General features: G+C 42.1%; 21 protein-coding genes. 9 read left to right on the top strand and 12 right to left on the bottom strand.

Going from position 1 to position 21,777, the window contains the following annotated elements:
- Nucleotides 1-12 precede the first annotated feature (12 nt).
- Nucleotides 13-927 carry a tRNA 2-thiocytidine(32) synthetase TtcA gene (ttcA, locus tag HFU86_RS08045; RefSeq protein WP_154627965.1) on the top strand — a complete coding sequence of 305 codons (915 nt, stop codon included), beginning with the start codon at nt 13-15 and terminating at the stop codon, nt 925-927.
- A gap of 267 nt (nt 928-1,194) precedes the next feature.
- Here the strand turns inward: ttcA and zntB are convergent, their stop codons facing one another.
- On the bottom strand, nt 1,195-2,178 hold the full coding sequence (zntB, locus tag HFU86_RS08040; RefSeq protein WP_036953465.1) for a zinc transporter ZntB: 984 nt from the start codon (nt 2,176-2,178) through the stop codon (nt 1,195-1,197).
- A 362-nt stretch (nt 2,179-2,540) separates the two neighbouring features.
- The gene (locus HFU86_RS08035; RefSeq protein ID WP_132494896.1) at nt 2,541-4,163 is read right to left on the bottom strand and encodes a peptide ABC transporter substrate-binding protein; all 1,623 of its coding nucleotides are present in this window, start codon (nt 4,161-4,163) and stop codon (nt 2,541-2,543) included.
- A gap of 460 nt (nt 4,164-4,623) precedes the next feature.
- Here HFU86_RS08035 and tpx point away from each other — a divergent pair, with 460 nt between their 5' ends.
- Nucleotides 4,624-5,124: a thiol peroxidase gene (gene tpx, locus HFU86_RS08030; protein ID WP_132494894.1), complete on the top strand. Its 501-nt coding sequence runs from the start codon at nt 4,624-4,626 to the stop codon at nt 5,122-5,124.
- Between the two features lie 86 nt (nt 5,125-5,210).
- Here the strand turns inward: tpx and HFU86_RS08025 are convergent, their stop codons facing one another.
- The 8 genes from HFU86_RS08025 to pspA form a co-directional block, all read right to left on the bottom strand.
- Entirely contained in the window at nt 5,211-5,585 is a 375-nt protein-coding gene (locus HFU86_RS08025; RefSeq protein ID WP_132494892.1) for an ATP-binding protein, read from the bottom strand.
- Between the two features lie 273 nt (nt 5,586-5,858).
- On the bottom strand, nt 5,859-6,290 hold the full coding sequence (locus HFU86_RS08020; RefSeq protein ID WP_230082495.1) for a hypothetical protein: 432 nt from the start codon (nt 6,288-6,290) through the stop codon (nt 5,859-5,861).
- 1 nt (nt 6,291) lies between these two features.
- On the bottom strand, nt 6,292-7,857 hold the full coding sequence (gene tyrR, locus HFU86_RS08015) for a transcriptional regulator TyrR (RefSeq protein ID WP_187129828.1): 1,566 nt from the start codon (nt 7,855-7,857) through the stop codon (nt 6,292-6,294).
- Nucleotides 7,858-8,088: 231 nt separating this feature from the next.
- Nucleotides 8,089-9,144, bottom strand: a complete 1,056-nt coding sequence (locus HFU86_RS08010) for a YcjF family protein (protein WP_187129019.1) — start codon at nt 9,142-9,144, stop codon at nt 8,089-8,091.
- Entirely contained in the window at nt 9,141-10,538 is a 1,398-nt protein-coding gene (locus HFU86_RS08005) for a YcjX family protein (RefSeq protein ID WP_187129018.1), read from the bottom strand. Before HFU86_RS08005 ends, HFU86_RS08010 begins: the two co-directional genes overlap by 4 nt.
- Nucleotides 10,539-10,630: 92 nt before the next feature.
- Nucleotides 10,631-10,987 carry an envelope stress response membrane protein PspC gene (pspC, locus tag HFU86_RS08000; protein WP_036953477.1) on the bottom strand — a complete coding sequence of 119 codons (357 nt, stop codon included), beginning with the start codon at nt 10,985-10,987 and terminating at the stop codon, nt 10,631-10,633.
- Nucleotides 10,987-11,217, bottom strand: coding sequence for an envelope stress response membrane protein PspB (pspB, locus tag HFU86_RS07995; RefSeq protein WP_132494884.1), 231 nt, complete (start codon nt 11,215-11,217; stop codon nt 10,987-10,989). Before pspB ends, pspC begins: the two co-directional genes overlap by 1 nt.
- Before the next feature lie 73 nt (nt 11,218-11,290).
- Nucleotides 11,291-11,956, bottom strand: a complete 666-nt coding sequence (gene pspA, locus HFU86_RS07990; protein WP_006660058.1) for a phage shock protein PspA — start codon at nt 11,954-11,956, stop codon at nt 11,291-11,293.
- Nucleotides 11,957-12,241: 285 nt separating this feature from the next.
- Here pspA and pspF point away from each other — a divergent pair, with 285 nt between their 5' ends.
- From pspF to sapF, 6 genes are all read left to right on the top strand, one after another.
- Nucleotides 12,242-13,243: a phage shock protein operon transcriptional activator gene (gene pspF / locus HFU86_RS07985; protein ID WP_132494882.1), complete on the top strand. Its 1,002-nt coding sequence runs from the start codon at nt 12,242-12,244 to the stop codon at nt 13,241-13,243.
- 373 nt (nt 13,244-13,616) lie between these two features.
- Entirely contained in the window at nt 13,617-15,302 is a 1,686-nt protein-coding gene (gene sapA, locus HFU86_RS07980; protein ID WP_187129017.1) for an ABC transporter substrate-binding protein SapA, read from the top strand.
- Nucleotides 15,299-16,264 carry a putrescine export ABC transporter permease SapB gene (sapB, locus tag HFU86_RS07975; RefSeq protein ID WP_132494878.1) on the top strand — a complete coding sequence of 322 codons (966 nt, stop codon included), beginning with the start codon at nt 15,299-15,301 and terminating at the stop codon, nt 16,262-16,264. Before sapA ends, sapB begins: the two co-directional genes overlap by 4 nt.
- Nucleotides 16,251-17,141 carry a putrescine export ABC transporter permease SapC gene (sapC, locus tag HFU86_RS07970; protein ID WP_036953488.1) on the top strand — a complete coding sequence of 297 codons (891 nt, stop codon included), beginning with the start codon at nt 16,251-16,253 and terminating at the stop codon, nt 17,139-17,141. The genes sapB and sapC overlap by 14 nt, the downstream gene beginning before the upstream one ends.
- Nucleotides 17,141-18,136, top strand: a complete 996-nt coding sequence (sapD, locus tag HFU86_RS07965) for a putrescine export ABC transporter ATP-binding protein SapD (protein ID WP_036953491.1) — start codon at nt 17,141-17,143, stop codon at nt 18,134-18,136. Before sapC ends, sapD begins: the two co-directional genes overlap by 1 nt.
- Nucleotides 18,136-18,939 carry a putrescine export ABC transporter ATP-binding protein SapF gene (sapF, locus tag HFU86_RS07960; RefSeq protein WP_036953493.1) on the top strand — a complete coding sequence of 268 codons (804 nt, stop codon included), beginning with the start codon at nt 18,136-18,138 and terminating at the stop codon, nt 18,937-18,939. The genes sapD and sapF overlap by 1 nt, the downstream gene beginning before the upstream one ends.
- Nucleotides 18,940-18,988: 49 nt before the next feature.
- Here the strand turns inward: sapF and HFU86_RS07955 are convergent, their stop codons facing one another.
- A complete protein-coding gene (locus HFU86_RS07955) occupies nt 18,989-19,855 on the bottom strand; it encodes a DUF817 domain-containing protein (protein WP_222717608.1) in 867 nt (288 codons plus the stop codon).
- A gap of 290 nt (nt 19,856-20,145) precedes the next feature.
- Between HFU86_RS07955 and gstA the strand changes: the two genes are divergently transcribed.
- Complete coding sequence (gstA, locus tag HFU86_RS07950) at nt 20,146-20,760, top strand: glutathione transferase GstA (RefSeq protein ID WP_036953499.1); 615 nt, start codon at nt 20,146-20,148, stop codon at nt 20,758-20,760.
- 86 nt (nt 20,761-20,846) lie between these two features.
- Here gstA and pdxY read toward each other — a convergent pair whose 3' ends face one another.
- Entirely contained in the window at nt 20,847-21,710 is an 864-nt protein-coding gene (pdxY, locus tag HFU86_RS07945; RefSeq protein WP_132494874.1) for a pyridoxal kinase PdxY, read from the bottom strand.
- Nucleotides 21,711-21,777 lie beyond the last annotated feature (67 nt).

The raw sequence follows: 21,777 nt of genomic DNA, 5'->3' as shown, positions 1-21,777 counted from the left end.
GAATAGTACAGAATGAATACACAGAAAGAGCAATACAACTTAAACAAACTGCAAAAAAGAATCCGCCGTGATGTTGGGCAAGCCATCGCCGATTTTAATATGATCGAAGAAGGCGACCGTATCATGGTCTGCCTGTCTGGGGGAAAAGATAGCTATACCCTGCTGTCTATTTTGCAAAGCCTGCAAAAAAGTGCCCCAATTTCATTCTCTTTGGTCGCTGTTAACTTAGACCAAAAACAGCCAGGCTTCCCTGAACACATTTTGCCAGCTTACTTAGACGAACTCGGTGTTGAGTATAAAATTGTCGAAGAAAACACCTATGGCATCGTAAAAGAAAAAATTCCTGAAGGAAAAACCACCTGTTCCCTGTGCTCTCGCTTACGTCGCGGTATCTTATATCGCACGGCGACAGAGTTAGGCGCGACCAAAATTGCACTCGGCCATCACCGCGACGATATTTTACAGACCCTGTTTTTAAACATGTTCTACGGCGGTAAATTAAAAGGCATGCCACCAAAATTGATGAGTGACGATGGCAAACACATTGTTATTCGCCCTCTGGCCTATTGCCGCGAAAAAGATATTGAGCGTTTTGCTGAAGCCAAAGGATTCCCTATCATTCCTTGTAATTTGTGTGGTTCCCAACCTAATTTACAGCGCCAAGTCATTAAAGAAATGCTGCGCGATTGGGATAAGCGTTATCCTGGGCGCATTGAAACTATGTTTAGAGCGACTCAGAATGTCGTATCATCCCACTTATGTGATACTGAACTATTTGATTTTAAAAATATTTCACATGGTGATGCCGTGATCAATGGCGGTGATATGGCTTTTGACCGCGAAGAATTGCCCGCTCAGCCAATGATTGATGAAGATGATCAGCCAGACTACAGTGCTGACCGCTTAGATGTGATTGAAGTTAAGTAAGATAATAAAAATTGATCCGCTACCTCTGGAGAAATTCAGGGGTGGCGTCAGAGTTTATGCAAAAAAAAGCCGATGTAAAATACATCGGCATTACAGTGGTCAATTATTCTGTATAAGAACTCAATATGAGAAAAACTACAATTATGGAGCACAACGTTCATCGCTCAACGTTGCATTCACCTGCGGGAGTAATATTGCCTTAAAACCCTATACCCTTTATTGATTTATCTCAAACTAGCGCCCATTATCCAGAACAATTCACCTTTCTTATAGCCATCGACTTCTTTTTAACCACCAAAATACTGTAGCGATTAAGCAGGCGAGTAATAAACAGAACGCACTGAAGGCAAACTTAAATTCATTACCGGGGATACCCCCCAAGTTCACACCAAATAAGCCAGTTAAAAATGTGGTTGGTAAAAATATCATCGCCATTAATGACATGGTATAGATTCGGCGATTCATCATTTCCGTCATCATATTCGTAATTTCATCAGACATAATGGCGGTACGTGCAATAAAACCATCTAAATCTTCAATACAGCGCCCTAATCTGTCTGATATTTCTTGTAAACGACGTCTGTCGTTATCATCTAGCCATAATAATTTTTCAGCGGTTAATCGAGAAAACATATCCCGCTGTGGCGCCATATAACGGCGCACGACAATAATTTGTTTACGCAATAACGCTAATTCCCCACGCTCAGGAATTTCGCCATGTAATATCAAATCTTCCATTTCAATAAGACGTTCGTGAAGAGAATCGGTGAAATCACTAATTTCATCGGTCATTGCATCCGTGACATCGGCAAGCCATTCACCGGTACTCTGCGCACCGACGCCTTGTTTAAGATCATCAATAACAGAATCTAATGAGTGAACACGTCGGTGACGACATGAAACAATCAAACGGCTATTCATAAAGATACGAAATGCCACCAATTGCTCTGGGCGCTGCCCTGCGGTGTTATTCAGAGTTTGTAATGTCAGCAGAACGCCATCACCAATACGCACCATCCGCATACGATTCATTTTACCCGTCAATGATGACTTCACTTGGTCATTAAACAAATCAGTCTGTTGGATCCAGCTAGACGTCTCTTTATTTTTATAATCGTAATGCAGCCAAAATGGAGATTGCTGTGTTGCAGTGGCATTTAAATCGATAGGAAGAACACCGCCATCTCCATCTAACTGAAAGGCATGAACGGGGTTAGAGTGTTGAAATTGCGATCCATAGGTCGACGCCATGCAATTATCTCCTTAAATTGAAAAGTAAGGTATTTTTAGTTGATTAAAGGGAATATTGCAATGATTTCAATAACAAAATCAAAATACAAAGTTTAAGTAGGTGTTAAGCAAAGGAAAATAAAAGCATAAAAATAAGATGTTATGCAAGATTTATAGCCCAATGAAATTTCTCAATTTTTGCTAGAGAGATCCCATTTGATTGACACAAATTAGCAATAAAACCGCAAAGTTTTTTCCTATTATTAGCGCTGTAGTGTTTATTCCTTTTTGGTCCTCCTTCTGACTCTCCAGTGGAAGGAGTTTTTTTTATTTTGGGTCTCCCAAAATTTAGCCAGCACACCTGCACTGGCTAAATTTCATTCTTAATGTTTAATCATATAGAAGCTATGGCTGTATGCCACATCCTCTGGATTTTCAATCGGATAACCTTTTAACCACGGCTTAATCAAGCGCGCATTCGTATATTGATAGATTGGTGCAATTGGCGCTTCTTTTGCAATAATGGCTTCGGCTTGGTTGTAATACACATTACGCTGCGCATCATTCGTTTCAATGCTAGCTGAAGTCATTAGTGCGTCATATTGCGGATTATTAAACTTAGGAATATTGCCACTGTGTTGAGAAGTTAGCAGTGATAAGAATGTAGATGGCTCATTAAAATCACCAATCCAAGAAGCACGGATTACATCAAAATTTCCGGTATTACGGCTATCGATATATGTTTTCCACTCTTGGTTAACTAATTTAACTTGCACCCCGAGTTTTTTCTTCCACATAGAAGCAATAGCGATAGCAATTTTTTGGTGGTTTTCCGAGCTGTTATACAGCAACGTTAATTCCAAAGGATGCGCTTCACTGTACCCTGCTTGCTTCAATAACGTTTTAGCTTGTTGGTCTAACTCTTTTTGTTTATGAGTCTGATACAGCCCTTTTTGTGGCTTAAAACCTGCCGTCACATCAGGCGTAAAATAATTAGCGGGTTTTTCCCCTGTTCCTAAGACTTTGCTAGCAATCAATTGGCGGTCAATTGCCATTGATAATGCCTGTCGGACCCTGACATCATTGGTCGGCGCGCGCTGGGTATTAAATGCGTAGTAATAGGTACCGAGTTGATCCGGCGTAAAAACCTCGTTCGGAATATCTTGTAATAATTTTTGATAGCGCTGCTTTGGAAAGGATTCCGTAATATCTAAATCCCCTGCCAAATAGCGGTTAGTCGCATTAGATTCTTGGTTGATGGGAACAAAAGTCACTTTGGTGATCACCGTATTTTTATGATCCCAATAGTGCGGATTTGGTGTTAATACGATTTTCTCATTAACAACACGGTCATTAAGTTCAAATGCACCGTTTCCAACTAAATTACCGACTTTAATCCAGTCTGCGCCATATTGTTCAACGGTTCCGCGATGAACCGGAAATAAGCTGAAGTTTGCGGTTAATGATGGGAAATAAGGAACTGGCTTATTTAACACAATTTTCAGTGTGTGTTTATCGACAGCTTCCACCCCTAACTGTTCTGGTGGCAACTTACCATCGATAATATCCTGTGCATTATTAATTCCCGCTAATGCTGCAAACCAAGCAAATGGCGAAGTATTGGCTGGCGTGACTAAACGACGCCAACTGTAAACGAAATCGTCAGCGGTAACAGGCTCACCATTCGACCATGCCGCTTCAGGGCGTAACTGAAAAATCCAAGTTCGATTGTCATCGGTGTGCCAATTTAGTGCGACACCCGGTATCGGTTTTCCATGATTATCTTGATTAACTAAGCCTTCAAACAAATCACGCATCACTTGAGCTTCAGTCAACCCAACAGATTTTATCGGATCTAATGATGCCGGCTCATCTTTCAGATGGCGTACAACTTCTTGATTTTCAGCTAAAACAGTACCAGCAGGAACCGTCGCACTGATAACCGGTGTAGAAAGGAAAAGTGATGAAATGAATACAGCTAAAGAGGTCAATGAACGTTTATGCATATTATTATTTCTATCTATTAATCAAAAAGAGGATCGCTCAGCGTTATTCGCTAAGCTTTGATGAATTAACCCATTACAAACTGCTAAATTGATATTTGACATGCCAAGGCATTAGCCGTGATAGGCGAATAACTCATTGACTTGATTGTCAGTTTAAAATTAGCTTTCACTTCATCATATAACAAGTAAAACACGGCACAAAGCGCTCTTTTTATCGTGTTGAATATGGTATTTTAGGATGATACATAATAAAAAACATAAACTCTTAATAGGGCTTATTACTTGTATAATGCAGCGTAACCTTCTTACTTATCATGCCGAGAAGGCAACAATGCAATTTGGTCAATAATAGGATTTAAAAACAGAAATCTCAGAATGTGAAACTGGTAATAATTTGATTTTAAAAATCATTTAATATTTTCATCTTCTGTAACTCAACCTATAAACGGGAGAAAAACAAATGTCACAGACAGTAAAACTCAAAGGTAATAGCATTTCACTTGCAGGTACTTTTTTACAAGCGGGCTCTCAAGCTAAACCTTTCACTTTAGTTGCTAAAGATTTAAGTGAAGCAACCTTAGAAACGTTCCAAGGCAAACGCAAAGTTCTGAATATTTTCCCTAGCGTAGATACCGGTGTTTGCGCCGCTTCTGTGCGTAAATTCAATCAATTAGCCAACGGTTTAGACAACACTGTTGTGTTATGTATCTCTGCTGACTTACCTTTTGCTCAAGCACGTTTTTGTGGTGCAGAAGGCTTAGACAATGTGGTGACATTATCTTCATTCCGTAGTGATTTTGCCCACGATTACGGCGTTGAAATGACCACTGGCCCATTAAAAGGTTTAACGGCTCGTTCTGTCGTTGTATTAGATGAGAATGACAAAGTGATTTACAGCCAATTAGTGCCTGAAATTACTGAAGAACCTGATTATGACAACGCGCTAAATAGCCTGAAATAATCTTATATTATGAAGAACCACAATCGCCGATGCTTTCGGTGATTGTGGCTTCATTTGATAGGGGTTGTGGGGTTATCGATCATGTTTTAGTCAACATAAGCCCAAAATAGTGGTTTGTGATTTTTCGCGTTGACCACATTAGTAAAAATCATATTTCCTTTCATCATACTCACTAACGAATGCGACAACGTACTTAATATCCGTTGAGCCTGCTCTTGGGTCACAGGGCAACAAGACGTGAGAATATCAATAATCAAATCCCGTGGTTTAACGCCATTTTTGACTAACGCATCCCACGTAAAACGATTTTTTTTCGCTAAATAATTGGCAGCAGCCTTATTCATTAAATAAAGTTCTGCGGCGGTATTCGCGGATTCAAACATATCACCTTGATAGTGACATTTAGACATATATTCACGTAGCTTGAAATTGACAATAAAATTAATCGTAAATTGTTCCATTGCAACTCCTTAAAGGTATAAAACCCGCGTTGCTAATATTAATAATCAATGCACGACTTAAGCATTTTTTTATCGTTAATTTAAAAATTAAAGCTTTGCTCACCATTTTTATAGCAGAAAAAACAACCAACCCGCAATGATCAGGACGTCGTTTTACGATGAAAAATATGTAAATTTAGTTTAATCTAGTAAGCTCACTCCATTCTTTTAACTGATTTTGAATGAGTGAGCTTATTTATCTGGCATGTTTCATTGGAACTAACTGAATGGGCGTTAGTCAGGAAAATATCTTATTTCGAGCGAAGTGCCTTTATTATTTTGAATAAATTGGAGGTACGTTTCTCCCCCTGGAAAACTTTGCTCAATTTCTAGTTTTTTGTCCCCGCTCCATCGATAAATAATAGATGGACAGTTATCATTCGAGCAAATCACTTCTTTGTTTTTGTTTGGTTCTAACTTAGCTTCTAAAAACTTTTTATCATCACCAAGCAGATTACGATATTCTTGATAAGCACTTAGTAGCGAGCTATTAGGGAAATGACACTGAGTTAATGCGCCATTTTCATACACATCTTCCATGGATTGCTCTGCATTTTTACAGAGTTTATCAATTAACTTATTATTCGGTTTTTCTTGTGCAACAGTGCTAATACTCACACTCATTAATACGCTAAGTAGACCCAATTTAAACAGCTTTTTCATCATGTTAATCTTGCTCTTTCTTGGTACTGAGCCCGTATTCTCGCAATTTGTTCGCGATAGCGGTATGAGAAATATCTAAACGTTTAGCCAATTTACGCGTACTCGGATAATCACGATATAATCTCGCCAACACCGAGGCTTCATAGCGTTTGGTTATTTCATCCAGTGACCCATTTAATGTATCTAAAGCAATCGCAGGCGCGTTAACTGCATCAGGAAGTTGAATATCATCAACATCCAGAATATTACCATTAAATTGAGATAGCCCCTGATATAACGCATTGCGTAATTGTCTAACATTACCCGGCCAATAATAAGAGCTGAGTGATTCAATTAATGCTGGTGAGATTTTTGGCTCATCAATGTTCAATTCTTTGGCAAAATTAGACACAAAGACTTTCGTGAGCGGTTTAATATCTTCGCTACGCTCTCTTAATGGTGGGATCGTGAGCGTTATAACATTCAAGCGGTAATAGAGATCTTCACGGAATTTTTTCTGTTCCACTAGCTCAGGTAGATTCTTCTGTGTCGCACAAATCACGCGTACATTGACTTTGACTTCATGTTCTTCGCCAACACGTCTGAAAGTTCCATCGTTCAGAAAACGTAATAGTTTAATTTGCATTTGAGGGGACATTTCAGCAATTTCATCCAGCAAGACGGTACCGCCATTAGCTTGCTCAAAAAAGCCTTTTTTCCCTTCAACCGCATTTGGATAAGCCCCTGCTGCATAACCAAATAATTCACTTTCAACGACATCATCAGGCATAGAAGCGCAGTTCAATCCTAAAAATGGCGCATTACCACGAGCACTGTGCAAATGGCAGGCTTTTGCCAGAATGTCTTTACCCGTTCCAGTTTCCCCGACAAGCAGCAACGGCTCATCCAGCATAGCAACACGTTTAGCTCGCTCAACGACTTGGATCATCGCAGGACTGACCGCCACAATCTGGCTAAATCCACGGTTTTCAATATCAACTTCAGCCACTTGCTTACGTTGATTTTCAAGAATTGCCACGGATTTGAGTAAGATCACCGCACCTGTACAGTGAGATTTCCCATCTTCATCGGCGAGAATAATTGGTGTGACCTGCATTAAATAATCGCTGCCTTTGACCGAAATGCGTTCGGTGTAAGGTTCTGGTGACTCACGTTCAAACCAGCGCTGCAAGCCATGGTTAGGGATTAACTGGGAGAAGGATTTCTGTTTGATTTTCGTTTCATCAACCCCAAAAAGTTGCAAGCTCATTGGGTTAACCAGCTCAATATTCAGTTTATTATCAATGGATAAAACTGGCTCAGGGAAAGAATTGAGTAAAGCCCACACCGCTTTATGCTCACGTTCGGATGGCATAAAGTAGATACGACGAACATCAATTACCCCGTTTATGCGGCGGATCTCTGCCATTAGCGTACTGAAAACCTGAAAGTCTACAGGTGCAAAGTTCAGGTAAATTCGACGTTGAGCTGAAATTTCAATGCCTTTTAAGTCAATGTTTTGTAGGACTAAAAGATCAAGTAATTCACGCGTTAAACCGATACGGTCTTGGCAGGTCACTTCGAGGCGCATGATGAAACCTTTTGTAGAGAACATAATTACTCATATTTTAGCGTTAAACAGGGCAGTAATACAGAGCCGTGTCACATATTGTTGACACTCGTCTAGTTTCTAATAAATATCAGCAGCATTTCTTTCTTTAATATGAGGATTGTTGATTAATTCGACAGGGAATTACCCTTTTAGACATGACTAGCAGAATGATTAAAACTGTCAACTCATCCTGCCAGCCAAATTTACAGCTTATGGATTCTCTTTTTTTGAGGGAATGGTATTTTTCAGCTGGCCAATTAATTGACGGCGAAAATCACCCAGTTTCGGTTTGTCTTCTATCCAAGGTAATGGACGGCATAGCTCCATCGCCTTAATGCCTAATCGGGCGGTCAGAAGCCCAGCGCCGATTCCTTGTGCCGCGCGTGTCGACAAGCGTGCGGTAATATCCTGAGATAACCAATCCATCCCGACTTCACGAATAAGCTCAGAAGCGCCAGCAAATGCAATATTAATCAGCACCATACGGAATAAGCGGATCCGACTATAGTAGCCCAGCTCGATACCATAAATGGCTGCAATGCGGTTGATTAAACGAATGTTTCGCCACGCGATAAATGCCATATCGACAATAGCCAATGGGCTGACCGCTATCATCAAGGCAGATTCTGCTGATGAACGGCTGATCTCTTTACGCGCTTGCTCATCCAGGATCGGTTGAACTAATTTGCTATACAGTTCAATAACCTCGCGGTCATTATGCGAATCATGAACCGTGGCTTGCCAGCTTTGAATAGCAGGATGTTGCATCGGTAATGCAGATTGTTTGGCGAGCTTTTCACAGAATGCTTTACCCTGCCCCATGCCGTGGCTATGAAGCAATTCACGTGCAAAATCACGCTCCTCTGCACGTTCTCTGAGCCGATACAAGCGACGCCATTCGCCGATGACTGAACCCACACCAGCGACCACAATTAAGCCCCCCGCCGCCGCGGTGCCTAACGCTGTCCAGTCTTGGGTTATCCATGATTGATGGATCCAAAGGCCTAATTGAGCGACAACGCTCACCCCAAAAATACCTGCCGCCGCACCGACTAGCTTGCGCCAGAAACTACGTTTAGGTTTTAAGGCTTCGTTGATAAGACTTTCAACTTCACCATCTAGGCTATCTTGTTCTTCTTGTATATCGACCGGCACAAATTTTTCAAACGCTTTCTCATCAAAGGTTTGCGCTTGTTTTAATGGCTCCATGGCTGGCTTATCGGCTTTATCGGCAAAGTCTACGCGCTGTTTTAGAGGTTCACTCATTTCAGTTTATCTCCTAACAAAAATTCCAAAGCACTGTCCATGCGAATATGTGGTAGCGGTTGATCTAACGGCGTTGGCCGAGGGCGGAAATTTTCAAATTGAAAGCCTTGCTGCTGCCAAAACTGTTCATTAGGTAAACGCTTAGGGACATCCCCTGGGTAGAACGTTAAGGGTTGCCCATCGCTGAGTCGCTCACCTTTTAAAGCCGGTAATTTTTCACCCTTGTAGTCTACAATACCGCTTTCCGTCGCTTGAATAGACGCCAGCCCTACACAGTCCATGCTGATCCCTTCAAATGCTGCATTTTGCCAAGCATCTTGGACTAACTGCTGCAATAATGAGACTAAGTTTGCATGTTGATCGGGTGTGACGTGATCCGATTTACTGGCGGCAAAAAGTAGCTTATCAATGCATGGAGAAAACATGCGTCTGAGCAATGTGCGTTTTCCATAATGAAAGCTGCGCATTAACTGCGTTAGCGCCATTCGCATATCGTTGAAGGCGTCTGCACCGCTATTTAAAGGCTGCAAACAGTCCACCAGCACAATTTGTCGGTCAAAGCGCTGGAAATGGTCCTTATAAAACCCTTTTACCACATGGTCACAATAGTATTGATAGCGACGCTGTAATGCGCCGATATTAGTGTTTTTATCCGCCTGCGCTAACTGTTTTTCACCATATTTTTCGATATCTGGCCATGGGAAAAATTGTAATGCCGGCGCTCCCGCTAATTCTCCGGGTAAAACAAATCTACCAGGCTGAATAAAATGCTGCCCTTGTTGCTTACATTCATGCAAATATGCGGTGTAAGCATTGGAAATTTCAGCCAATAAATTTTCATCGACAGGAGCTAATGGGTCACATTTTTGGCAAAGCTGTAGCCATTCATTCGCGAGCTCCCCACGCTTACCTTTAAGTAGCACTTTCATTTGGCTAGACCATGTTAAATAGTTCAGATCTAGCATCGGTAAATCCAGTAACCACTCCCCCGGATAATCGACAATTTCTAAGTACAGGGAGGAGTTATCGACAAAATGGCGAACAAACGAATCATTTGAACGGTAATGAATTTTTAAGCGAATTTCGCTCACTCCGCGGGTAGGCGTCGGCCATTGCGGGGGATCGCCATAAAGTGATGCAATTCCTTCATCATAAGCGAAACGCGGAATTGACATATCGCGCTGTGGAATGCGTTTTACCCCTAAAATTCGTTTATCTCTCGCCGCTGAAAATAGCGGAAGGCGCGCCCCCGTGGTGGTGTTAAGAAGTTGGTTAACGAGAGAAGTGATGAATGCGGTTTTTCCACTGCGACTTAATCCAGTGACAGCAAGCCTTACATGGCGGTCAACGCTACGGTTCATTAAGTCAGTTAATTCATTTTGTAGCCGTTTCATAATGCTCCTAGTTCTCGCTCTCCCAATAAAAATATAAAGGGAATACAGTCATTAAACTCTATTCCCATTTATGTGATGGTGCAAATCAGTTGTTATAGATGACGAAACTTGCTGTTCACAGCGTAAGTGTCCGAGGTGACATAGCGCTCCATTTGGCGCAGTTTCATTTCCCCAGCTTGTAGCTGAGCATCAATTTGGTTCAATAGGGTTGTGACTTCTGGCCCAATGTCCTGTTCACTTCGGTAACCGCTTGGCGCAGCTTCCACAAAGAAACACATCACCACATAGACAATCAAGGTCAATCCAAAACTCATAAACAGGGCAAGTACAGCTAATGCTCTGACCAAAGCAACCGGTAACTCTAAATATTCAGCGAGACCGGAACAAACACCACCAAAAACACGTTTATCCGTTAAGCGATATAACTTGCGGTTGCGTAGATTAGTCATTATTTTTGCCTCCAATTTGGGTGCTCTGCATCTAAAATATCTTCCAGCGTTTTGATGCGTTGCTGCATACGCGATGACTGCTCTGCCAATTGCATCAAACGTTGTACTTCATTTTCAGTAAGCTGACTTCCCTGCACATTGTTTTTCTTACCATAATGGAGCCACAACCAAATCGGCAGAACAAAAATGACAAAAATGATTAATACGAGAGACAGTAAAACGTAGCCCATCACATTTCCTTATTTATGGTTATTTAGCCTAGCGCACTGGCGCAATGAAATCACTGCGCCTTGCGTGTTAATATTATTCGTCTTTATTGATTTTAGCTTTAAGCGCGGCTAACTGTGCACTAATTTCATCATCCGCTTTTAACTCAGCAAATTGCTGTTCTAAAGAGCGTTGTTTACCAATACCGTAGCTTTGCGCTTCGCCTTCCATATGGTCAATGCGACGTTCGAACTGTTCAAAACGCGCCATTGCTTCATCCAGTTTACCACTGTCTAACTGGCGACGAACATTACGGCTTGATTGTGCCGCTTCTAAACGTACGGTCATTGATTGCTGTTTTGCACGCGTTTCTTGCAATTTATTTTCTAATTCCGTAATTTCGCCTTTTAAGCGAGTCAGCGTTTCATCAACAATAATCAGTTCATGTTTTAGCGTATCGACCATGGCACTGACTTTTTGTTTTTCAATCAATGCTGCGCGAGCTAAATCTTCTTTATCTTTGATTAATGCCAACTCCGCTTTTTCTTGCCATTCAGCAATCTGTTTTTCGCCCATCTCAACGCGGCGCTCTAAACTTTTTTTCTCAGCTAAGGTACGTGCTGAGGTGGAACGGATTTCCACTAACATGTCTTCCATTTCCTGAATCATCAGGCGGATCATTTTCTGCGGATCTTCAGCTTTATCAAGCAGTGAAGCAATGTTGGCATTAATGATGTCGGCAAAACGTGAAAAAATACCCATAATTTATATCCTCTTGATGGATGTTATCTTTCTGTAGAGCCTCAACCCGATGTTGGCGTCCAACCAATACGTGATGCTCCATGAATATAAAATTGAAATTATTAAACCGATAATTATTTCAATCAAAATCTTTTACAACTCTAAGATAGCAATTGGCGTGCCAACTTTTCCAGAATTACATAACCAGCTAATAAATAACAAAAATATCATTTCGATACCTATCGGCGGTTATTTGTACTATAGTTAACCACAGGTAAAATTAACCAAAATTTGGTAAAAATAACCATGAAAGAGACTAACAATACTATTCTTGGTGTATCGAGTAATTTCCTCGATGTCCTAGAACGAGCTTCTGAGCTTGCCAAGCTAAATAAACCTGTCCTTGTTATTGGCGAACGAGGAACAGGTAAAGAGTTAATCGCGGATCGCCTTCACTATCTATCTCCCCGCTGGCAAGAGCCTTTTATCTCCTTAAACTGCAGCGGACTCAATGAGAACTTGCTGGATTCTGAATTATTTGGACATGAAGCAGGATCGTTTACCGGGGCCCAGAAACGCCATCAAGGTCGCTTTGAACGTGCAGATAAAGGCACATTGTTCCTTGATGAACTGGCAACCGCGCCGATGTCTGTACAAGAAAAACTGTTACGTGTGATTGAATATGGCGAATTAGAGCGTGTAGGCGGAAGTCAGTCATTAAAAGTGGATGTTCGTTTGGTCTGTGCCACTAACGCCAACCTTCCAGAATTGGCTCGCCAAGGGCTTTTTCGCGCTGACCTGCTAGATAGAATTGCCTTTGAAGTGCTCCGCATGCCGCCATTACGTGAACGTATTCCTGACATTCTGTTATTGGCTGAGCACTTTGCCATTGGTATGGTACGTGAGCTAAAGCGTGATTATTTCACTGGATTTTCTGACAACGCCCAGCAGACACTGATGCGCTATTCTTGGCCAGGTAATATTCGCGAACTGAAAAATGTTGTCGAGCGTTCAGTTTATCGGCATGGGGAAAGTGACTTACCGGTGGATACGATTATTTTAGATCCCTTTGGTGAGAAACTAGCAGAGCTTCATGAGATACCCGCAGCATCATCAGAAAACCCAAAATTAGCACCCGTTTTTCCCTTTGACTTACGCCAATGGCAATTAGAATCGGAAAAACAATATGTTGAAGAGGCGCTACGCCAAGCCAATTTTAATCAGCGTAAAGCAGCCCAATGCTTATCACTGAGTTATGACCAATTTCGAGGATTAATTAAAAAACATCACATTAGCTTGGAAAGCTGATTTTTATGCAAAAAAAAAGCCAGCACCCGAGCTGGCTATATAACTAAAACACTGAAAGCAATAAAACACTGGAAGCAATGTGAGCAATGTCATGCCTTGTCTGCTAAAGCTAAGCACTCAAGAGACTGAATTGATGATAATGGTTATTAGTATCATTTGTAAAGCATTTTAATGCGATTATTTCTCATTAAGATTAAATTAAAAATAATAGTAACCATTACAATTAGATATAAACTTGTTGATTCTCATTTACAGTTAAAAATCTTCACTACCCACAGCGCTATGTACAAAATATCACCACAAATTTTGCTTATACCCTGTTACCCTATTTTTACGCTACAATAAGGCAATTCAGGTCAACGATATTAGCTCTATGCGCCTTTTAACTCTTTGGTTTTTATTTACTGTTTCTCTTTCAACATTGGCAGAGCAAACAGACATAAGCTACAAAGACACCATTGCCAATGATGTCCCGGCCGATATTCGCCAAAATGGCTTTATTTACTGCGTCAATGGCATTGTCACCACATTTAACCCACAACTCGCCAGTAGCGGGTTAATTATTGATCCCCTAGGCGCACAACTGTATGACCGCTTACTGGATGTTGACCCCTTTACATATCGCCTGATCCCAGAGTTGGCTTCCCGCTGGGAAGTTTTAGATAATGGTGCGACCTATCGGCTACATCTGAGAAAGGACATTAAGTTTCAAACCACACCTTGGTTTACACCAACGCGTAATATGAATGCAGATGATGTGGTATTCAGTTTTTCCCGCATGTTTGAAACCAGCAATCCTTACCATTTCATTAATGGCGGGCGCTACCCCTATTTTGACAGTTTGCAATTTGCGAGCAGCGTCGAAAGTATTAAAAAACTGAATAACTACACCGTTGAGTTTCGATTAAAATCCCCAGATGCCTCATTTTTATGGCACTTGGCGACTCACTACGCGCCCGTTTTATCTGCGGAATATGCGGATGAGCTTTCGGCTAGCAATCGCCAAGAGATGATTGATTGGCGCCCTGTAGGTACTGGACCATTCTATTTTGATGATTACCAAGCTGGACAGTTTGTCCGTTTATTGCGTAATAAAGATTACTGGAAAGGTGAACCACGCATGGAAGAAGTGGTGGTGGATATGGGAGCGGGTGGTACAGGACGCATTTCTAAGCTGCTCACTGGTGAGTGCGATGTCCTCGCCTACCCAGCCGCAAGTCAGTTAAAAGTGCTACGTGATGACCCTCGCCTACGTATTTCCATGCGTTCGGGAATGAATATTGCGTATCTTGCGTTTAATACAAGCAAGCCGCCTCTCGACCAACTCAAGGTTCGCCAAGCAATTTCTTATGCAATTAATAATGAGCGACTCATGCAGTCCATTTATTATGGTACCGCAGAGACGGCATCATCGATTCTCCCCCGTGCATCTTGGGCATTTGATAATCAAACAAAAATAACCGATTACAATCCTGAACTTGCCAAACAAATGCTGCAGGAAATGGGGTTAGAAAAATTAAAATTGGAATTATGGGTTCCTGTCGCCTCCCAGTCTTATAACCCTAGCCCATTGAAAATGGCGGAATTAATTCAAGCAGACCTTGCCCAAGTGGGGATCGTCATGAGTATCCGCTCAGTGGAAGGTCGCTTCCAAGAAAATCAATTAATGGATCGCTCCCATGACATGACACTAGCGGGTTGGACAACGGACAGTAATGATCCAGATAGTTTCTTCCGCCCACTGCTCAGTTGCGCCGCCATTGGTTCACAAACCAACTTAAGCCATTGGTGTGATTCTAAATTTGATGACGTTTTGCATAAAGCCTTACTGACGCAAGAGCTGGCAGACCGCATTGATTACTATCATCAAGCGCAACAAATTCTCGCGGAAGAACTGCCTATATTGCCATTAGCTTACTCGCTGCGTTTACAAGCTTATCGTTTTGATATGAAAGGATTGGTGATCAGCGCGTTCGGCAATACTTCATTTGCTGGCGTTTATCGCGAAATGCAGGAGCCGAAAAAAGCACCACCTCGGCAGCAGGAGCCGCAACCATGATCATCTACTCACTGAGACGATTTCTGCTATTACTGGTGACGGTCTTCTTTTTGTCGCTGGTCAGTTTCAGCTTAAGTTACTTCACGCCAAATGCGCCTCTTAGCGGCGCATCACTCATTGATGCATATATCTTCTATTTTGATGGTTTATTGCATTTCGATTTCGGCGTCTCTAGCATTAATGGGGAGCCTATCACCGAGCAACTAAAAGACACATTCCCTGCTACTATGGAACTGTGTATTCTCGCCTTTTTATTTGCGTTATTTGTCGGGATCCCACTAGGGATGATTGCCTCATTCTGGCGAAACAAACCCGTTGATATTGCAATCAGCACTTTCGCCCTATTGGGCTTTTCCGTGCCTGTATTCGTTTTAGCGTTAATACTAACCCTATTTTTCTCGCTTCACTTAGGATGGCTGCCCGTTTCTGGGCGAATCGACCTACTTTATAACCTGAAGCCAGTAACAGGCTTTGCCCTTGTGGATGCATGGCTTTCGGATTCGCCATACCGTAAAGATATGATTATCAATGTGTTAGAACATATGATCCTGCCAGTACTCACACTCGCCTTAGCGCCAACCACAGAAGTCATTCGCTTAGTCCGTATTAGTACGGATGAAGTGGCTAGCAGTAACTATGTTAAAGCCGCTGCTACTCGTGGGCTTTCTCGCTTTAAAATTATTCGCCGCCATATTTTTCATAACGCAATACCGCCAATTATCCCGAAATTGGGGCTGCAATTCTCCACGATGCTAACATTAACCATGGTGACAGAATTAGTATTTAACTGGCCGGGATTAGGTCGCTGGTTGGTCACTGCAATCCGTCAAGGAGACTACTCAGCGATTTCTGCTGGCGTGATGTTAATTGGCGCATTGGTGATCACCGTGAACGTGTTATCCGATATTTTAGGCGCAATGATGGACCCGTTAAAACATAAGGATTGGTATGTCCTCAGATAATTTTTATCGTGAACAGAAAATGCCATCCCCGACACGGGTGGTGTGGAATATTTTCTCCTCCGACATACTGGCAATGATCGGCTTTTTTGGGGTGATTTTTTTAATCGTCCTCTGTTTTGCGGGCCCTTATTTAGCACCTTATGCCATCGACCAACAATTTTTAGGTTACCAAATTACGCCACCATCATGGTCACACTATGGTGAAGTGGCTTTCTTCTTTGGTACGGATGATTTAGGACGTGATATTTTAAGCCGTCTCTTAATTGGTACTAAATCCACATTCGGCTCAGCCTTGTTGGTCACTGCGATTGCGACAATAATCGGCTTAGTGTTAGGTTGCCTCGCGGGTATGACCCGTGGACTCAAGTCCGCTGTCTTTAACCACGTTTTGGATACCTTGCTATCGATTCCTTCTCTACTATTGGCGATCATCGTGGTAGCATTTATGGGTGCCAGCTTAACCAATGCGATGCTTGCGATTTGCCTCGCGCTGATCCCCCGTATGGTGCGTACTATCTATGTTGCCGTGCATGATGAGCTAGATAAAGAGTACATCGTGGCGGCACGTTTAGATGGCGCATCAAACATCTTTATTTTGTGGTACACGGTACTGCCAAATATCACCCCTATTTTGGTCACTGAATTAACCCGCGCCCTCTCCATTGCAATTTTGGATATTGCGGCATTAGGCTTTTTAGATTTAGGGGCGCAACTCCCATCATCTGAATGGGGTGCGATGCTAGGCGATACGTTAGAGTTGATTTATGTGGCACCGTGGACAGTCATTTTGCCCGGCGTTGCGATTATGTCGAGTGTCTTATTTGTGAACTTACTGGGTGATGGACTGCACCGAGCGATTAATTCGGGGGTGGAATAATGCCATTACTTGATATTCGTAATTTAACTATTGAGTTTATGACAGCTAATGGTCCCGTCAAAGCCGTTGACCGTGTCTCCATGACCTTATCTGAAGGAGAAGTTCGTGGCTTAGTGGGTGAATCTGGGTCAGGTAAAAGCTTAATTGCTAAAGCCATTTGTGGGATCACCAAAGATAATATCCGCGTGACTGCTGACCGTTTTCGCTTCCAAGACATTGATCTATTAAAGCTCAGCCCACGTAAGCGTCGTCGCCTGATTGGTCATAATATTTCGATGATTTTCCAAGAGCCGCAATCCTGTCTTGACCCTGCTGCCGATATAGGAAAACAGCTGATTCAATCAATCCCCGGCTGGACATACAAAGGGCGTTGGTGGCAGCGCTTTAATTGGCGAAAACGCCGCGCAATTGAATTATTGCACCGTGTCGGTATCAAAGATCACAAAGACATTATGCATAGTTATCCGTACGAGCTGACGGATGGTGAATGCCAAAAAGTGATGATCGCCATTGCGATTGCCAATCAGCCTCGCTTGTTGATTGCGGATGAGCCCACCAACGCGATGGAATCCACCACGCAGGCACAAATTTTCCGTTTATTAGATAAATTAAACCAAAACAATAATATGGGAATTTTGCTGATCAGCCACGATATGGAAATGATGTCTAAATTGGTTGACCGAATTAATGTCCTATATTGCGGTCAGACTGTAGAAAGCGCCACACCGAATGATATTTTACAGCGACCTCGCCACCCTTATACGCAGGCACTGATTCGCTCTATTCCTGATTTTGAAAGCCCGATCCCTCATAAAGGTCGTTTAAATACGCTTCCTGGGGCTATCCCTTCATTGGAACACTTACCGATTGGCTGCCGTTTGGGGCCTCGTTGCCCCTATGCGCAACGAACCTGTATCGATGCACCACCACTACGCAGTATTAAGGGGCATCTGGTTGCCTGCCATTATCCACTGAATACCGAGGAACAACCCTAATGGAAACGTTACTTGAGGTACGTAACCTGACAAAAACGTTCCGTTTTCGTGAGGGGTTATTTCGTCGCCATGAATTACAAGCCGTCAAACCGCTGAGTTTCAACCTACAAGCGGGGCAGACTTTAGCTATCATCGGCGCTAATGGCTCAGGGAAATCCACGCTTGCTCGTATGTTGTCTGGGGTGACAGAGCCTTCTGGCGGAGAGATTTTGATCCGTGGCCAACGGTTAAATTTTGGGGATTATAGCTACCGAAGCCAACGTATTCGCATGATATTTCAGGACCCAAGTACTTCATTAAACCCGCGCCAGCGTATTGGTCAAACCCTGGAATTGCCCTTAAAACTGAATACTAACCTTACTGGTATTGAGCGGGAAAGACGCATTATCCAGACATTACGCCAAGTAGGATTACTGGCTGACCACGCAGAATATTACCCACATATGCTAGCATCGGGTCAAAAACAACGGATCGCCCTCGCCCGCGCGTTAATTCTGCAACCAGAAATTATCGTGGCAGATGAAGCACTTGCCTCGCTAGATATGTCGATGCGTTCGCAGATAATCAACTTAATGCTCGATTTACAAGCTAAGCAAGATATCGCTTATATTTACGTAACCCAACATTTAGGCATGATGAAGCATATTAGTGACAAAATGCTCGTGATGGATAAAGGCGAAGTCGTTGAGCGAGGAAATACAGCTGAAGTATTAGCGGCCCCACTTCATGATGTGACGCGTCGTCTGATTGAAAGCCATTTTGGGGAGCCATTATCCATTGATGCGTGGCGACAAGATTTGTAATGGCTAAAAGACGGGGGAAATTACCTCCGTCTTTAACAAAAGTTCATTGCTAGCGCGCTATGGATACACAACTTTTTATGTGTTTGAGATGCACCACAATCGTGAAAGTCACGATCACCAGTAACGACCATGCCCCCCATTTCCCCGCATGTACCATCGACCATGCTCCGATTTGATTTGGATATTGCCAAACACCAAAGAACGTCCCGAAGTTTTCCGCCAGCCAAATAAAGAACCCTATCAGCATAAATGCAAGCAATAGCGGCATTTTACGTTCTTTATCTAATGGGGTGTAAAACACTACACTGCGGGCATACAAACCAAATATAAACGCCGTTAAGTACCAGCGATAATCATCAATATAGTGATGGCTGAAAAAGTTAATATAAATGGCTAAAGCCACTAATGTCGCCATCCAATAAGGTGGATAATGTTCAATTCTGACATTAAAAAAACGCCATGATTGGATGATATAGCTACCAACTGCCGCATACATAAACCCAGTAAACAGTGGAACTCCCCAAAGTTTGGTATACGCCTCATCAGGATATTGCCATGAACCAATTGTCGCCGAGGTTTTGAATAACTCCATCATAAAGCCCACTAAATGGAATACACAAATAGCTTTTAGCTCATCCCACGTTTCTAACTTTGACCATACTAAAAGTGCTTGAAAAGAGACTGCGAAAATCAGCAAAACATCATATCGAGGAATACCTAGAATCCCTTTCGCTGGCACTAGGAATAAAGCCAAAAAGAAGAATCCAGCAAACAGACAAGAACGAGCATTAATTAAACCAAAAAACCAAAATTCAAGAATAAAGCGTTTTAATCCTTTACTACTATTCGGTTTATGAGCCATTAAGATGGCATCTAGCTTGGTTAAGTAATTAAGATTGTTAAAAATGGATGCCATTTTGACAGCTCATAAAATGTGACTAAGGATTGAGAGAATAGCTCAATGAGAGACAAAATTATAACAGAACCCTCTCAGAGACCTCTCCTGTAACATTCTTAATTTTAATGAATTATCAATTAAATAGACAATTTCCCTAAGAAATACTCGTCTATCGTAAGCTTGCCATATATTAGTGTGATTTTAGATATTGAGAGCCATCCCGCATCCTTTGGCAATTCTCTTTTTAAATCTGGTGTATACTTGGAAGAACAATAATGATGACCATTCTATGACTTAGGAGTTTTATGATGAAATTGTATTACGCTCCCGGTGCCTGCTCACTTTCTCCTCATATCATTCTGCGTGAAGCAGGATTAGATTTCAGTATTGTTCGTGTTAACTTAAAAGAGAAAATCACAGAAACGGGTGAAAACTTCTTAGAGATTAACCCGAAAGGTCAAGTTCCTACTCTTGTTTTAGATGATGATGAGCAATTAACTGAAGGTGCTGTGATTGTTCAATATATTGCAGATCAAAACCCAAATAGAAACTTAATTGCCCTGCCTGGTTCAATGAAGCGCTACCATCAGTTAGAAGCGCTAAACTTCATTTCTACTGAACTGCATAAGAATTTTGGCCCATTATTTGCGCCAAATACCCCTGAAGAATATAAAGATGTTGTTCGCGCAAATTTACTGAAAAAATTCCAGTATGTGAATGATATTCTGAAAAATCAGCCTTATTTTGTCGCTAAAAGTGATTTCTGTGTTGCTGATGCGTATCTGTTTACCGTCACCAACTGGACTCGTTTAGTTGGCGTTGATATCAGCGCATTAAGCCATCTGAATGAATATTGTGAGAAGATTGCGAAGCGTCCAAAAGTACAAGAGGCATTAGAAGCAGAAGGGTTACTGAAAAAGTAATCTATTGTATGAAATACATTTACAAAAACAGCACCATTCGGTGCTGTTTTTTATTACTATATTTAATAAGTTACTACTATGCTCAATCAGTCTAACTGAGTAGCGCAGAATTTATGTTGAGGGCTAACCATCAAATCTTGGGCTGCAACTAACTGAAGTTCATACTCACCCATTTCTTTGGTTTTCAGCATGACTTCATAGACTGCTGCGGCAACATGCTCTAAGCCTTTATCGAGTGGCTCACCTTTTAAGATATTGACCAACATTAAACCACTCGTTAAGTCGCCGACTCCCACAGGCTGTTTTTCACCAAAATCCACTAATGGGCGACTAACATGCCAGCTGTGTTCCGCAGTGACTAAGATCATTTCAAAGCGGTCTGCACGATAGCCAGCACGGCTTAAATGCTTAACTAATACAGTTTTAGGGCCTTGCTGACATAATTGACGTGCCGCTTGAACCGCTTGCTCTACCGTCGTGATTTTTTCATTCGCTAAAGTTTCTAACTCTAATAAGTTAGGTGCAATCACATCACTCGCCGCTAGCGCTTGTTGGCAAAGAAACTCAGCGACACCTGGTGCAACGATGCATCCCTTCTCTGGATGTCCCATCACTGGGTCACAAAAATAGAGTGCCTGCGGATTCGCCGCTTTGACTTTTTGGACAATCGCTAGAATATCATTGCCTTGCTCAGCAGAACCAATATAACCACTTAACACGGCATCACAGATTGCCAGTTTATGGATTTTTGCTAATCCTTCGACAATATCTGTCAAATGCTGAGCTGGAAATACTGAGCCCGTCCATTGTGGATACTGAGTATGGTTGGAGAATTGCACTGTATTAAGTGGCCACACATCTACGCCCATGCGGCACATAGGGAATGCAGCAGCACTGTTTCCTGCATGGCCGAAAACAACATGGGATTGAATTGATAATACGCTTTTCATTGGAAACCCAGAGAATTGTTATGTCGAATGAAGAGAAATCAGTGAGTAGCCATTTGCCAATATGAAT

Source organism: Providencia sp. JUb39 (assembly GCF_012272845.1).
Classification (GTDB): Bacteria; Pseudomonadota; Gammaproteobacteria; order Enterobacterales; family Enterobacteriaceae; genus Providencia; species Providencia lanzhouensis.
The sequence above is the reverse complement of the archived record's forward strand: the minus strand, read 5'-3'. Positions and strand labels throughout refer to the sequence as shown.